Here is a 14590-nt window from a genome sequence, read left to right as displayed (position 1 = left end):
TTCCCTCTACTGGACATCAGCCGCCGATATTCACACCAAACCCGACAACCTCATCAGGCGTTTTCAGTTCTCGTAAACGCTTTCGCGTTTCGTCACCGCTCGCCAGCACCATTTTTTGCCGAGTATCAGGGGCGTGCAATAACGACGCCGCGCGTGACGTACGCCGCAGCCGTGGTGACTCCTGAAGATGCGCCGGATATTGTGATATGGCCAATTAACTGGCGCGCCCGCGATGGGGTGGTGCGTTGGGATTATGGCAGCACAGTGATCGCCGCCTGGTTTGACGATGATGGCGAGGTGCAATTGCTTGAACGCGGCGGCAGTAATGAGGTGACCGCCAATACGGTTTTTAGCATTAGCGCATCCGGCATCACTGAAAAATCAAATGTGAACTCCTATTTTGCAGACGACGGCTCGCCGATCCCCAATCTGGGCTCGCCCCTGCTTGACACGGAGTACTTTGCGGGGAGTGTTTCGTTCAACATCAACCGCACTACCACCGAGGTTATCAAGCAAACCCTGAGCCTCAACGGCGCTGTTATCGCTGAGGCAGAGTTGCGCAGAGAGCTGAACTACAGAGCCGGACCGGAGCTGTTTAGCAGCACAAACCCAGATGTGTCGTTTGAGCTGCGCGGCGACACACTTAACCAGGTTGGGGTGGCGCAGTTCCGCACCACGGTTGACGTTGTGCTGGAAGTGGACAGCGAACAGGTTGATCAGGATGGCGCGCAGGGCATAGGCAGCAACCTACCCAGTACCGGCCTACAGCCGTTAGACAGAGCCATTCGGAACGATGGCTTCGCGCCGCTTGTTGTTGGGACTTTGCTTGAATCTCAATCGCCTCCGTCGGCTTACCTTGAGCTAGGCGGGCCGCGTTTTGCCCGAGCATATGCAGGGCTGCACCTCTACTCAAACAAGCTACTTGCGCTCTGGACGATGTCCGGCCCGGCATCGATATGCAGTGTGCAAAACGCTTACAGCCCTACGGGGTTTAAGTCCGGCACGGCTCAGCAGTTTGTGGGCTTCCCGACGTCCAGCCTACGCGGCTCTTACAACTCACGCACCGGCGCGGCTCTGACGCAGGTTCCTACGAGTTCCGTTATCAACTGGGTCTAGCCCTGCTACACAAGGAGATACATGATGGCTGAAGTACAACACGTGGCGAGTGGCAATGGCGCGCCAACAGGGGCACCGCCTTCAATAGCGGCCCACTACGTCGATCTGGTTTCAGGCTTTCACTACATATCGAACGGTACTTCAACGGCAGCAGACTGGGGCCACCCGATTGGCGTGCACACCTTTCATGAGTTGACCGAGGCCGGCCAGCTTGATGTGCCGATGACCGCTGGCCGGGTTGAGGTATTCGAGGTTGGTGAAGGGCCGGGAGGCCAGTTTGTTCTGATGTTGCCGAATGTACCTTCAAGGCACGTACTGGAGTTTACAGTCGTCGCATGGCCAACAGCCGCAGCGAGCCAGCTGGTTTTGAAATGCTCTGCTGGATTTGATGGAGTGGGCGCTATGGGGCAGAACATCGGCGCTACTGCTGTGGGTAATGAGCTGCATATACCGATGGCCCAGATTATGGGGTTGCGGGTTCATGCTATTGCGGGGCCTGGGGGGCGCTACTTGGAAGTCGTGCCGCAGTTTGTAGGCGGGGGGGCGGGTTAATCTGCGGCTATGCCAAACATCGAGCTAAAATCATGCGCGCGGCTCGGCTTTCTCTATGCCAAACCCCGCGCTAAGCAGTGCCAAAAACGGCGCGCGCTTACAAAACGTTAGCGAGGCAGCCGAGGCTAGGCGCTACACCAGTAACAGCCGGCGGCTGGTCAAAGCAGCGAAAAGCGGAGTTTACGAGCTGTAAATGAGCATTTGAGCCGCCGCGTCCCGACCTGCTTTTAACGACGCATCGGCAACGCAGGTAGTTTTTCAACGAGCCCGCGTGCTGCGATTACCGATTCAGGACCAGGAGTACGTTAGACATGCCGCATCTGTTCCGCCTCACCACCCTCGCGCTGGCACTTACCCTGCTGGGCAGCACCGCCGTATTTGCCGCGCCAGCCGCAGCACCAGCCAGCGCCAACGACAGCGCGCCACTGCCGCTAGACGACCTGCGCACCTTTGCCGAGGTGATGGACCGCATCAAATCCGCCTATGTCGAGCCGGTCAGCGACAAGACCCTGCTAGAAAACGCGATCAAGGGCATGCTCAGCAACCTTGACCCGCACTCGGCCTACCTGGAGCCAGAAGCCTTCCGCGACCTGCAGGAGAGCACCAGCGGCGAATTCGGCGGCCTGGGTATTGAGCTGGGCAGCGAAGACGGTTTTCTCAAGGTGATTTCACCGATTGATGACACCCCAGCGTCCGCCGCCGGCATCCAGCCGGGCGACCTGATCGTGAAGATCGACGGCCAGCCGACCAAGGGCCTATCGCTGATGGAAGCAGTGGAGAAAATGCGCGGCAAAGCCGGCAGCGATATCAAACTGACGCTGGTGCGTGAAGGCGGCAAGCCCTTCGATGTCAAACTGACGCGGGCGGTGATCAAGGTCAAAAGCGTGAAAAGCCAGCTGCTTGACGATGGCTACGGTTACCTGCGTATCACTCAGTTCCAGGTCAACAGCGGCGAAGAAGTCGGCAAAGCCCTGGCCAAACTGCGCAAGGACAACGGTAAAAAACTGCGCGGTCTGGTGCTCGACCTGCGCAACAACCCCGGCGGTGTGCTGCAGGCGGCGGTTGAGGTTACCGACCACTTCCTCAAGAAGGGCCTGATCGTCTACACCGAAGGCCGCATCGCCAACTCTGAGCTGCGTTTCAATGCCGATCCGGCAGACGCCAGTGAAGGCGTGCCGTTGGTGGTGCTGATCAACGGCGGCAGTGCCTCGGCTTCCGAGATCGTCGCAGGCGCCCTGCAGGACCACAAACGCGGCGTGCTGATGGGCACCGATAGCTTCGGCAAGGGCTCGGTACAGACCGTGCTGCCGCTGAATAACGACCGTGCGCTGAAACTCACCACCGCACTGTACTTCACCCCCAACGGCCGCTCGATTCAGGCCCAGGGCATCGCTCCGGACATCGAAGTGGCGCGCGCCAAGCTGACCCGCGAGCAGGGCGACGAGACCATCAAAGAAGCCGATCTGCAAGGCCACCTGGGCAATGGCAACGGCGGTGCCGATAAGCCAAGCAAGGGCAAAACCAGCACCCCGGCGCGTCCACAGGATGACGACTACCAACTGAGCCAGGCACTCAACCTGCTCAAGGGCCTAAGCGTCACTCGCGGCGACTGATCGCCCTCTGTAGGAGCTTCGAGGGCACCTAGCTCATGCCCGCGAAACTGCAGCCAACAAAAAACCCGACCTTGATCGCTCAAGGCCGGGCTTTTTAATAACGCCTGAAACTACAGGTAGTTATTGGTCATCTCGTCAATAAAGCCTTCGGCGCGCATTTCATCCAACGCCTTCTGCAAACGCTGCACCACCTCATCCGGGGTGTCCTTGTTTAGCGCCAGATACAGCTCGGCATCGTTGAAGCGCAATGCAGTATTCAAACCGCTGACACCTTCCTGCTTGGCCAGATAACGACCCACCGGGTCGGTGGTGGCCCACAGGTCGATCTTGCCGCTGAGCAGCTTCTTGATGTTCTCCTGATCACGCAGAGCATTGATCGGGCTCAGGCCCTGACTTTCCAGATGCTGGCTGACCGCGTCGTTCTTGTAAGCACCGACCTGGTACTGCCCGGCGTCCTTGAGGCTAGCGACGCTTAAGTTATTACCCGGCGCAGCCAACAGCACCCAACCGGTTTTCGCCAGCGGCCCCACCCACTTAAACAATGGCTGACGCTCAGGGGTGAAGGTGGTGGAGAACAGGCCGTAGTTGGGCTTGTCCAGGGTCAGGCGATACAAGCGATCCCAGGGGAAGCGCAGCGTTAGGGTGTAGTTGATGCCGGCACGCTTGAACATCTCGCGGACGATTTCGGCACTGATGCCATCGATACCGTCGTCACGGGCATAGTTCTTGTCATCCACCGCCATGTTGAATGGCGGGAAGTTCTCGGTCAGCAGTACCACTTTGTAATCGGCTGGCAGCTCTGCACGGGCTGCGCAGGCACTCAGGACAAGCCCGAACAACAGGCTGGCTTTCAGGGTCTTCAACATAGGTCATTCCGCTCGCATGAATTGTGATTATGGCTAGCGGCATCCCTGCTCGGACAACTGCCCGGCGACGTATGGTACGTGGCGTCAACCATCCATGGGCGCAGACCGGTTTACGGCCGGCCTGCTACTGTACGTTTTACAGGTAGCTGTTCAGGGTATCGTCGACAAACCCTTCGCTGCGCATCTTGTCCAGCTCGGTTTGCAGCTTCTGTACAACTTCGTCCGGCACCTCTTTGTTCAACGCCAGATACAGCTGTGCGCTGTCGAAACGCAGAATGGTTTTCAGGCCGGAAATACCTTCCTGCTTGGCCAGGTAGCGGCCAGCCGGGTCACCGGTAGCCCACAGGTCAATCTGACCGGCCATCAGCTTCTTGGCGTTTTGTGTGTCACGCAGAACGGTAATTGGCTCCAGGCCCTTTTCCACCAGGTGTTCGGCAATCGCGTCACCCTTATAGGCACCGACTTTGTACTGCTTGGCATCCTCCAGGCTGTTCAAGGTAATGCTGCTATCAGCCTTGCCGAGCAGCACCCAATCATCCGGACCAATCGGGCCTACCCACTTGAACAGCGCTTCGCGCTCAGGCAAACGCGCCGCAACAAACACGCCATAGCCAGGTTTTTCCAGCGCCAGCTTGTAGATGCGATCCCAGGGGAAACGCAGAGTCATGCTGTACTGGATGCCAGCGCGCTTGAACATTTCGCGAATGATATCCACGGCAATGCCGTCAATATTGTCTTCCTGGGCGAAATTCTTGCCGTTGATCGCCATGTTGTACGGCGGGAAATTCTCGGTCAGCAGGACCATGCGGTAGTTCGGGTCAATTTCAGCCCGAGCACTGCCCGCGAGCACCATGATGGTGCCGGCGAGGGCGACTAATAGTTGTTTTAACATGACGTCTCACATCGATAGTTGGGCTGGGCATACAAGCATACCCAGCACTGCCGACTTAGCCCAGCCTAGGTTTTACGCAGACAGGGACACAAGAAGCTTACAGATAACTGTCTTTGATCGCGCCCAACTCACCCTGAGCGCGCATCTCGTCCAGGGCTTTCTGCAACTTCTGCACCACATCATCGGGCGTCTCTATATTCAGCGCCAAGTAGAGGTCGGCACTGTTGAAACGGTGCACCACTTTGAGCGCCCCCAGCGGCGACTGCTTGGCCATAAAGCGCCCGGCCACCTCATCAGTGGCCCACAGGTCAATCACGTCCTTCTCCAGCTTGTGGAGGTTTTCCTTGTCCTGCAGGCTGGTTTGCACCGTAACGCCGCGCTCAATCAGGAACTGCGAGATCGCATCGTCACGATAACCGCCGATCCGATAAGCACCCGCCTGCTCCAGGCTGTCCAACGTAATACTGCTATCGGCCTTGGCCAACAACACCCAATCGCTTACAGCAATCGGCCCAACCCACTTGAACTGCGACTCACGCTCCGCCGTGCGAATAGTAGAGAACACCCCGTAACCTTTGCTTTCCAGCGCCTGCTTGTACTGACGATCCCAGGGGAAGCGCAGAATCATCTGGCACTCAAGCTGCGCCTTGCCGCATAACGCCCGCACCGTATCGCTGGTGATGCCCTGTACATCGGCATTCTTGGCAAAGTTGCCGCCATTGGCCGCCATGCTGAATGGCGGCAGGTTTTCGGTAAGCAGAACCAGAGGCTCCGCGCGAGCCAGGCTGACGGCAGACAACAGCCAAAGCGCGGTGAGTAGCCGAATAGCGGACATAAGAACTCCGTGTATGGAAAGACCATTTATTGGAAGAGAAGCGCTCACAGGGATGCCAAAAGCATCGACCTGAACGCAAACATTCTGATTTTAGCGGGCCAGTCGACATTTTGCTGTCGACTCGCCCGCAGCAGTGACCGGCAGGGCTGCCGGCCAGCGAGGTTTAACGTACGACGATGCCGCGCGCGGCCATATAGGCTTTGGCTTCCGGCACAGTGTATTCGCCGAAATGGAAGATGCTCGCGGCCAGCACCGCTGCGGCTTTGCCTTCGATAATGCCGTCAGCCAGGTGCTGCAGGTTGCCGACACCGCCGGAGGCGATGACCGGGATGCCGACCATTTCACTGATGGCGCGGGTCACACCCAGGTCGTAACCACTCTTCACACCGTCCTGATCCATGCTGGTCAGGAGGATTTCGCCGGCGCCGAGGTCTTCCATCTTTTTTGCCCAGAGCACCGCATCCAGGCCGGTTGGCTTGCGCCCGCCATGGGTGAAGATTTCCCAACGCGGGGTTTCGCCCGGTTTGGAGACCTTCTTGGCGTCGATGGCGACGACGATGCACTGCGAGCCAAAGCGCGAAGCCGCCTCGCCAACGAACTCCGGGGTGAATACCGCTGCGGTGTTGATCGAGACTTTGTCCGCGCCGGCATTCAGCAGATTGCGAATATCCTGCACGGTGCGCACGCCGCCACCGACGGTGAGCGGGATAAACACCTGGCTGGCCATCCGCTCAACGGTGTGCAGGGTGGTATCGCGGCCATCAACACTGGCGGTGATGTCGAGGAAGGTAATCTCGTCGGCACCCTGCTCGTCGTAACGACGGGCGATTTCCACCGGATCACCAGCGTCGCGGATGTTCTCGAACTGCACGCCCTTGACCACGCGACCGTTGTCCACGTCCAAGCAAGGGATGATGCGTTTAGCCAATGCCATAGCGGTGCTCTCGTAGGATGGGTCGAGCGCAGCGATACCCATCAATAAAGTGGTTGGCGATGGGTTACGCCGCTGCGCGGCTAACCCATATATGGACTCCTCCCGTTTTGCCAGTGAAATACACATCCAACGAACCTAGGTACGACTGCTTCCGTATATCCGGCTTCTAATAAGGCGTTGGGTGCCTTGAGCCATGATGAATATCCGCTCATGTGTTCCTGATCGCCCTAGCGGCCTTGGTTTACAGAGGGCCTGTGGGTAAAGCAGGTTTTACACATGCCGGCTCGACCGGTTCGTCATCACTGCATGTCACTGTGCAATCGTGGTGGATCTTCTACGGTGTCACTTCATTCCTGCTTGGGTACTTCAGGTTTACGCCTCAGCAGGTTGATAGTCTTCCCCCTTGCTGAGGATTGCCCAGATGATCCGGGCATTCTTGTTCGCCAGGGCGACCGTGGCGATATTTGTGTTGCGTCGACACTGCAACTGCTGCAGCCAGGTGCTGCGTCGATCCGTCTTTTCCTTACAGGTCTTCAGCACCGCACGAGCGCCATGGACCAATAACGTGCGCAGGTAACAGTCACCCTTTTTGCTGATGTGCCCCAGACGTTCTTTGCCGCCACTTGAATGCTGGCTCGGCACTAATCCCAGCCAGGCCGCGAACTGTCTGCCCGAACTGAACTGCCGTGCATCACCCACTGCAGACACCACGGCAGTCGCGCTGATCGGGCCAACGCCCTCCACCTGCAGCAAACGCTGGACACGCTCATCCGTCTTAACCTGACGGTGAAGCATGCCGTCCAGCTGTTTGATTCGCTCATCCTGTCCCTGCAGCTCATCACGCAAGAGCTCCAGCATTTCGTGCAGCTCGCCCGGTAATGTCTGGTGTTCGTCCAGCGCCTGCTGCAGCAACGCGCGGGTGGCCGCTATTCCCTGGCGACTCGCAACCAAACCGAACTCGCCAAGCAAGCCACGTATCTCGTTAACCAACGCTGTACGCGCCCTGATTAACCGGCTTCTGATCCGGTGCACCGACTGCCCAGCTTGCTGGTCGGCACTCTTCACCGCGACATAACGCATCGTGGGTCGGCTGGCAGCCTCGCAAATCGCCTCCGCGTCGTTGGCGTCGTTCTTACCACTCTTGACGTAGGGTTTGACGAACTGCGGCGCAATCAACCGCACTTCATGCCCCAACTTGCCTAGCTCGCGCGCCCAGTAATGCGAACTACCACAGGCTTCCATCGCCACCAGGCACGGCTCTTGTTGGCGGAAGAAATCCAGCATCTGTGAACGCTTGAGCTGCTTACGGCACTTCACCTGCTCGTGGCTATCGACGCCATGAACTTGAAAAACCTGTTTTGCCAAATCGATGCCGATTCGCTTAAGTTTCATGGTGACTCCTCCCTTCGTGGCTGTTTGGTTGTGACAACCTCAGTCTGGCGCATAGACGCCGTAGGAGGGAGGAGTCCATCTCATTGTCCTACGGTTCAGCCCTTGAACTTGTCGCAGAAGGTCTGCGCCTCAGCCACATCCAAAGTGCCTTCATAGATGGCACGCCCGGTGATGGCGCCGATAATGCCCGGCGAGCGCGCCAGCAGCAGCTTTTCGATATCACTGAGGTTATGAATGCCACCGGAGGCGATCACAGGAATGCGGCTGGCCGCCGCCAGGGCTGCAGTAGCCTCAACGTTGCAGCCCTGCATCATGCCGTCTTTGGCGATGTCGGTATAAACGATGGCTGAGACGCCGTCAGCTTCGAAGCGTTTGGCCAGGTCGGTGGCTTGCACGGTGGACACTTCCGCCCAACCGTCGGTGGCCACGAAACCGTCTTTGGCATCCAGACCGACGATGACCTTCCCGGGGAAGGCTTTGCAGGCGTCGGTGACGAACTGCGGATCTTTCACTGCCTTGGTGCCGATGATCACGTAGCTGACGCCTGCACGCACGTAGTGCTCGATGGTTTCCAGGGTGCGGATACCGCCGCCGATCTGGATCGGCAAGGTCGGGTAGCGCTTGGCGATGGCGGTGACTACTTCACCGTTCACCGGCTGGCCTTCAAAGGCACCGTTGAGGTCGACCAAGTGCAGACGGCGGCAACCGCCCTCGACCCACTTGGCGGCCATGCTCACCGGGTCATCGGAAAACACCGTAGAGTCTTCCATGCGGCCCTGGCGCAGACGCACGCAGGCGCCGTCCTTCAGATCGATAGCGGGGATAATCAGCATCGGTTGAACCTGCTCAAGTCGTGTGAATTCGGTGGGTCAGCTCTTTTCCAGCGCCCAGAGGTCGCTTTCGATGCTCTCGAAACGGTCCTTCAGAACCGTCTGCACATCGAGCACTGCTTGGTTGTAGAACAAGGGGCCACATTTCAAGGCAAAGAAATCCAATAGCTCCTCTGCCTCGAAACCGCCCATCTCTAATTCGAAACGCTCAGCCATGAAATGCTTTAGCTCACGGGCAATGCCCGCACGCTGCTCAACGCTGAACTGAAAAAGCGCCGGCGCGTCCTTCTTCACCCGGCTCATTTACCAGCGGCCATCCCAGGCGGCGAAGTTCTGCAGCAGCTGCAGGCCGTGGGCGTGGCTCTTTTCCGGGTGGAACTGCACGGCAAAGCGCGAGCCTTCGGCCAGGGCGGCGGCGAAATCCTTGCCGTAATGCCCGCGACCGACCACCTGCTTGGGGTTACCGGCCTCGATGTAATAGCTGTGCACAAAGTAGAAACGCGCCAGGTCCGGGATGTTGTGCCACAGCGGGTGCTTGACCGACTGCGCCACCTCATTCCAGCCCATGTGCGGCACCTTCAGCGGCTCGCCGTCTTCGACCATGTTCTTGCCGAAGAAGCGCACCTTGCCAGGGAACAGACCGATGCAATCGACGCCATCGTTCTCTTCACTGTGCTCCAGCAGTGCCTGCATGCCGACGCAGATGCCGAGAAATGGCCGGTCAGCGCTGACTTCACGCACCAGGCTGTCAAAGCCCAGGCGCTTGATCTCGGCCATGCAATCGCGAATCGCGCCCACACCGGGAAATACCACACGGTCGGCTTCGCGGATCACCTGAGCATCGCTGGTCACCAGCACCTTGCCGGCCCCTACGTGCTCCAGAGCCTTGGCCACCGAGTGCAGGTTGCCCATGCCGTAGTCGATTACTGCGACCGTCTGCATTTACAGACAGCCCTTGGTCGACGGAATTTGCCCAGCCATGCGCGGGTCCAGCTCGGTGGCCATGCGCAGCGCGCGGCCAAAGGCCTTGAACACCGTTTCGATCTGGTGGTGAGCGTTGGTGCCACGCAGGTTGTCGATATGCAGCGATATCAGGGCGTGGTTGACGAAGCCCTGGAAGAACTCCTGGAACAGGTCGACATCGAAGCCGCCCACTACCGCGCGGGTGAACGGTACGTGCATCTGCAGGCCCGGACGACCGCAAAAGTCGATCACCACGCGCGACAACGCTTCATCCAGCGGCACGTAGGAATGGCCGTAACGGGTCATGCCGCGCTTGTCGCCGATGGCCTTGGTGAAGGCCTGGCCGAGGGTGATGCCGACGTCTTCCACGGTGTGGTGGTCGTCGATATGCAGGTCGCCCTTGCACTGGATATCCAGGTCGATCAGGCCGTGACGGGCGATCTGGTCGAGCATGTGCTCAAGAAACGGCACACCAATATCGAACTTGGCCTTGCCAGTACCATCCAGGTTGATCGAGACCTTGACTTGGGTCTCCAGGGTGTTGCGTTCGACGCAAGCCGTACGTTCGGCCATCACCAGCTCCAGAAATTGCCCACGGAAAAAGGCAGGCATTATAGGCGGGCATCCGCCTGGGCGGCTACCGGCGGCGATCAGAGGCATCCGCTATTCAACCCTCACCATCTGCCGGTCAGCTCCCCCAAAGACCGCCCGCTGAGCGCCTGGGAAATAGCCTGCTACAGGGAACCGGACGCCGACCTACCGATCCAAACGCCCAAGCCGCAGACTCCGACACCGAGCACAAAGCCGCTCGCACCCACCAGAACATGCCGCTGCGCGGTAAAAGCCGCTTGCAAAATCACCACGCAAACGGAACTGTCGGCGGCCAAGGTAAAAGCACTGGCGCTATACTCGCCGGCTTGAATTGCTGCTCTACACCTTCCAGTTTCGAAACAAGGATTCGCACATGAAAGCGCTCGGCAAAATCTTCGGCCTGTTTTTCCTCGGGCTCTTGCTGATCATCGTGGCGCTGGGCTTTGCCCTCACCCACCTGTTCGATCCCAATGATTACAAAGACGAAATCCGCCAGCTTGCCCGCGACAAGGCCAGCCTGGAGCTGACCCTTAAGGGCGATATCGGCTGGAGCCTGTTCCCCTGGCTTGGCCTAGAACTGACCGACGCCACGCTCGCCAGCCTAAGCACCCCGGACAAACCCTTCGCTGACCTGCGCCTGCTCGGCCTGTCGGTGCGCGTGCTGCCGCTGCTGCGCAAAGAAGTGCAGATGAGCGACATCCGCATCGACGGCCTCAACCTCAACCTGCAACGTGACGAAAAAGGCCGCAGCAACTGGGAAGGTGTCGGCAAACCGGCCAAGGCCTCGACCGCAGCAGCCGACGCCCCAGTGGCAAGCAGCGATAGCACGCCGGCCGCCGAGCCTGGCGAAAGTAGCCAGCCACTGAAACTGGATATCGACAGCCTGATCGTCAACAGCGCGCGCATCGACTACCACGACGTGCAGAAAGGCCAGCAACTCAGCGCCGAAAGCATCCAGCTGACCACCGGCGCGATCCGCGAAGGCGCCGCCATCCCGGTCAAAATCAGCGCCTTCTTCGGCCTCAACAAGCCGGTATTGCGCGCCCGTAGCGAACTGCGGGGTGAGCTGCGCTTCGACCGCGCCCTCAAGCGCTATCAGCTGGAAGACGCCAAGCTCTCCGGCGAAGTGTCCGGCGAGCCTTTTGACGGCCAGACCCTGACCTATTCAGCCCAAGGCCAGTTGCTGGTCGATCTGGCCGCCCAGGTCGCCGAATGGAACGGCCTGAAGTTCTCCGGCAACCAGCTGCGCGCCCTTGGCGAGCTGAAAGTGCGCGACCTCGACAAGCAACCAAAGCTCAGCGGCGGCCTGTCGATTGCGCCACTCAACCTGCGTGAATTCCTCACCACCATCGGCCAGAAACTGCCGCCGATGAACGATGACAAGACCCTTAGCCAGTTCGAACTGGTCACCCGCCTCAGCGGCAGCGACAACAGCCTGACCCTTGACGACCTCAAGCTGACCCTCGATGACAGCCACTTCAGCGGCCAGCTGGCGATTGCCGATTTCGCCAAGCAAGCCCTGCGCGTGCAGCTCAAGGGCGACCAACTGAACCTCGACCGCTATCTGCCCGCGCCATCCAAGGACGACAAAGATGCCGGCGCCGCTCGCAAGGCCGAGGTCAAGGCCAGCGTCGCCAGTGCCGGGCAAAGCGGCAGCACACCGCTGCCCGATGCGCCGACCCAGCACGCATGGAGCAACAGCGAAGTGCTGCCAATCGAAACGCTGCGCAAGCTCGACATGCAACTCGACCTTAGCCTGGATCAGCTCACCGCTCAGCAGCAAGTGATCCGCAACTTCAGCGCCAAGGCGCAGAGCAAAGGCGGCCTGCTGACCCTAAAGGATGTGCGCGGCAACATCGGCAACGGCAGCTTCGACGCCAAAGCCAGCATCGACGTGCGCCCGGCCGTGCCGCTGCTTAGCGTGCAAAACAATCTCAGCAGCATCCCGGTCGAGCCCTTCCTGAAAAAGCCCGACCAGCCTTCGCCGGTCAAAGGCCTGCTGGATCTCAAAGCCAACCTGACCACCCGCGGCAACAGCCAGCGTGCCTGGGTCGATGGCCTGACGGGCGACGCCAGCTTCCTGCTCAACGACGGCGTGCTGGTCGACGCCAACCTGGAGCAGCAGCTGTGCCGTGGCATCGCCACCCTCAACCGCAAAGCCCTGAGCAGCGACCCACGCGGCAAGGACACCCCCTTCGAAACCCTGCAAGGCCGCCTGATCCTGCGTAACGGCGTGGCCCACAACCCCGACCTCAAGGCCGTTATTCCGGGCCTGGCAGTCAGCGGCAATGGCGACGTGGACCTGCGCATCCTCGGCCTGGATTACCGCGTCGGCATCACCGTTATGGGTGATCAGCGTGAAATGCCCGACCCGGCCTGCCAGGTCAACGAGCGCTATGTCGGCATCGAATGGCCGGTGCGCTGCCGTGGCCCGCTGGAGATGGGCGGCAAGGCCTGTCGCCTGGATCAGGACGGCCTGGGCAAGGTCGCCGCCAAACTGGCCGGCAACAAACTCAACGAGAAAATCGAAGAAAAACTTGGCGACAAACTCAGCCCAGAACTGAAAGACGCGCTCAAGGGCTTGTTCAACCGATGAGCCCCGAGCAGTTTTCTGACGCAGTACTCAACTGGTACGACAGCCACGGCCGCAAGGACCTGCCCTGGCAACAGGGCATCACCCCGTACCGCGTGTGGGTCTCGGAGATCATGCTGCAGCAGACCCAGGTCAGCACCGTGCTCGGCTATTTCGACCGTTTTATGGCCGCCCTGCCCACGGTCAATGACCTGGCCGCAGCGCCGGAAGACGAAGTGCTGCACCTGTGGACCGGCCTCGGTTACTACACCCGCGCGCGTAACCTGCAGAAAACCGCGCAGATCGTTATGCGCGAACATGCCGGCGAATTCCCCCGTGATGTCGACCAACTTACCGAACTTCCCGGCATCGGCCGCTCCACCGCTGGCGCCATCGTCAGCCTGAGCATGGGCCTGCGTGCGCCGATCCTCGACGGCAACGTCAAACGCGTACTGGCGCGCTACGTGGCCCAGGAGGGTTATCCCGGTGAGCCGAAGGTGGCCAAACAGCTGTGGGATGTGGCCGAGCGCTTTACCCCGCAGGCACGGGCCAACAACTACACCCAGGCGATGATGGACCTGGGCGCGACCCTCTGCACCCGCAGCAAACCCAGCTGCCTGCTCTGCCCGTTGCAAAGCGGCTGCCAGGCGCACCTGCTCGGCCTGGAGATCCGCTACCCGATCCCCAAACCGCGCAAGGCACTGCCGCAGAAGCGCACGCTGATGCCAATCTTCACCAACCTCCACGGCGAAGTGCTGCTCTATCGCCGCCCATCCAGCGGCCTATGGGGCGGCCTGTGGAGCCTGCCGGAGCTGGACGCAGCAACGGCCATCGCCACACTGGCCAGCCGCCACAGCCTGCAGCTCGGCGCACAGCGCGAACTCAGCGGCCTGACCCACACCTTCAGCCACTTCCAGCTGGCCATCGAGCCCTGGCTGATCCAGGTCGACGCCGCGCCTGCCGCCGTGGCCGAGGCTGACTGGCTCTGGTATAACCTCGCCACCCCGCCGCGCCTGGGCCTCGCCGCCCCGGTGAAGAAGTTACTGAAGCGCGCAGCCGATGCACTCGCAGCAAACACTGGAGAAACGCCATGACCCGCACCGTACAGTGCCGCAAACACAAGCAAGAACTCCCCGGCCTGGAGCGCCCACCCTATCCAGGCGCCAAAGGTGAGGACATCTTCAACAACGTCTCCAAGCAAGCCTGGGACGAATGGCAGAAGCACCAAACCCTGCTGATCAACGAACGCCGCCTGAACATGATGAACGCCGAAGACCGCAAATTCCTCCAGGTCGAGATGGACAAATTCCTCTCCGGCGAGGAATACGCCCAGGCCGACGGCTACGTGCCACCCAGCGAGTAATAGCCGCGTCGCCCCTGTAGGAGCGGGCCATGCCCGCGATAACTTTGCCGGGCTTGGCCTATCCGCGGCCA

At 60.0% G+C, this 14590-nt stretch carries 15 protein-coding genes; 6 read left to right on the top strand and 9 right to left on the bottom strand.

All coding sequences use genetic code 11. The features are described 5' to 3' along the window. The 3 genes from AC0T4W_RS23410 to AC0T4W_RS23400 all read left to right on the top strand — a co-directional run. Window positions 1-1116: hypothetical protein (locus AC0T4W_RS23410; protein ID WP_476323429.1), on the top strand; the 1116-nt coding region annotated here is incomplete at its 5' end. Window positions 1117-1140: 24 nt separating this feature from the next. Next, the gene (locus AC0T4W_RS23405; RefSeq protein WP_476315895.1) at window positions 1141-1668 is read left to right on the top strand and encodes a hypothetical protein; all 528 of its coding nucleotides are present in this window, start codon (window positions 1141-1143) and stop codon (window positions 1666-1668) included. A 311-nt stretch (window positions 1669-1979) separates the two neighbouring features. Then, on the top strand, window positions 1980-3281 hold the full coding sequence (locus AC0T4W_RS23400; protein WP_476323426.1) for a S41 family peptidase: 1302 nt from the start codon (window positions 1980-1982) through the stop codon (window positions 3279-3281). Between the two features lie 110 nt (window positions 3282-3391). On the opposite strand, the gene AC0T4W_RS23395 is transcribed toward AC0T4W_RS23400, so the two are convergent. From AC0T4W_RS23395 to hisB, 9 genes are all read right to left on the bottom strand, one after another. Next, window positions 3392-4147, bottom strand: a complete 756-nt coding sequence (locus AC0T4W_RS23395; protein ID WP_476323423.1) for a substrate-binding periplasmic protein — start codon at window positions 4145-4147, stop codon at window positions 3392-3394. Between the two features lie 136 nt (window positions 4148-4283). Beyond that, window positions 4284-5039 carry a substrate-binding periplasmic protein gene (locus AC0T4W_RS23390; RefSeq protein ID WP_476323420.1) on the bottom strand — a complete coding sequence of 252 codons (756 nt, stop codon included), beginning with the start codon at window positions 5037-5039 and terminating at the stop codon, window positions 4284-4286. A gap of 97 nt (window positions 5040-5136) precedes the next feature. Further along, entirely contained in the window at window positions 5137-5874 is a 738-nt protein-coding gene (locus AC0T4W_RS23385; RefSeq protein ID WP_476323417.1) for a substrate-binding periplasmic protein, read from the bottom strand. Between the two features lie 163 nt (window positions 5875-6037). Further along, complete coding sequence (gene hisF / locus AC0T4W_RS23380; protein ID WP_090379512.1) at window positions 6038-6808, bottom strand: imidazole glycerol phosphate synthase subunit HisF; 771 nt, start codon at window positions 6806-6808, stop codon at window positions 6038-6040. 372 nt (window positions 6809-7180) lie between these two features. Next, window positions 7181-8200 (bottom strand): IS110 family RNA-guided transposase, encoded by a 1020-nt coding sequence (locus AC0T4W_RS23375; protein ID WP_476316403.1) that lies wholly within the window; start codon window positions 8198-8200, stop codon window positions 7181-7183. 95 nt (window positions 8201-8295) lie between these two features. Next, on the bottom strand, window positions 8296-9033 hold the full coding sequence (gene hisA / locus AC0T4W_RS23370; protein ID WP_476323414.1) for a 1-(5-phosphoribosyl)-5-[(5-phosphoribosylamino)methylideneamino]imidazole-4-carboxamide isomerase: 738 nt from the start codon (window positions 9031-9033) through the stop codon (window positions 8296-8298). 36 nt (window positions 9034-9069) lie between these two features. Then, window positions 9070-9333, bottom strand: coding sequence for a DUF2164 domain-containing protein (locus tag AC0T4W_RS23365; RefSeq protein ID WP_476323411.1), 264 nt, complete (start codon window positions 9331-9333; stop codon window positions 9070-9072). Next, window positions 9334-9972, bottom strand: coding sequence for an imidazole glycerol phosphate synthase subunit HisH (hisH, locus tag AC0T4W_RS23360; protein ID WP_476323408.1), 639 nt, complete (start codon window positions 9970-9972; stop codon window positions 9334-9336). After that, window positions 9973-10566, bottom strand: coding sequence for an imidazoleglycerol-phosphate dehydratase HisB (gene hisB, locus AC0T4W_RS23355; protein WP_476323855.1), 594 nt, complete (start codon window positions 10564-10566; stop codon window positions 9973-9975). A 391-nt stretch (window positions 10567-10957) separates the two neighbouring features. Here hisB and AC0T4W_RS23350 point away from each other — a divergent pair, with 391 nt between their 5' ends. The 3 genes from AC0T4W_RS23350 to AC0T4W_RS23340 are packed head-to-tail and all read left to right on the top strand — an operon-like array spanning window position 10958 to window position 14519. Continuing rightward, on the top strand, window positions 10958-13180 hold the full coding sequence (locus tag AC0T4W_RS23350) for an AsmA family protein (RefSeq protein ID WP_476323405.1): 2223 nt from the start codon (window positions 10958-10960) through the stop codon (window positions 13178-13180). Further along, window positions 13177-14250 carry an A/G-specific adenine glycosylase gene (mutY, locus tag AC0T4W_RS23345; RefSeq protein ID WP_476323402.1) on the top strand — a complete coding sequence of 358 codons (1074 nt, stop codon included), beginning with the start codon at window positions 13177-13179 and terminating at the stop codon, window positions 14248-14250. The genes AC0T4W_RS23350 and mutY overlap by 4 nt, the downstream gene beginning before the upstream one ends. Beyond that, window positions 14247-14519: an oxidative damage protection protein gene (locus AC0T4W_RS23340; RefSeq protein ID WP_476323399.1), complete on the top strand. Its 273-nt coding sequence runs from the start codon at window positions 14247-14249 to the stop codon at window positions 14517-14519. Before mutY ends, AC0T4W_RS23340 begins: the two co-directional genes overlap by 4 nt. Window positions 14520-14590 lie beyond the last annotated feature (71 nt).

Source organism: Pseudomonas sp. C7.1 (assembly GCF_056312395.1).
The sequence above is the reverse complement of the archived record's forward strand: the minus strand, read 5'-3'. Positions and strand labels throughout refer to the sequence as shown.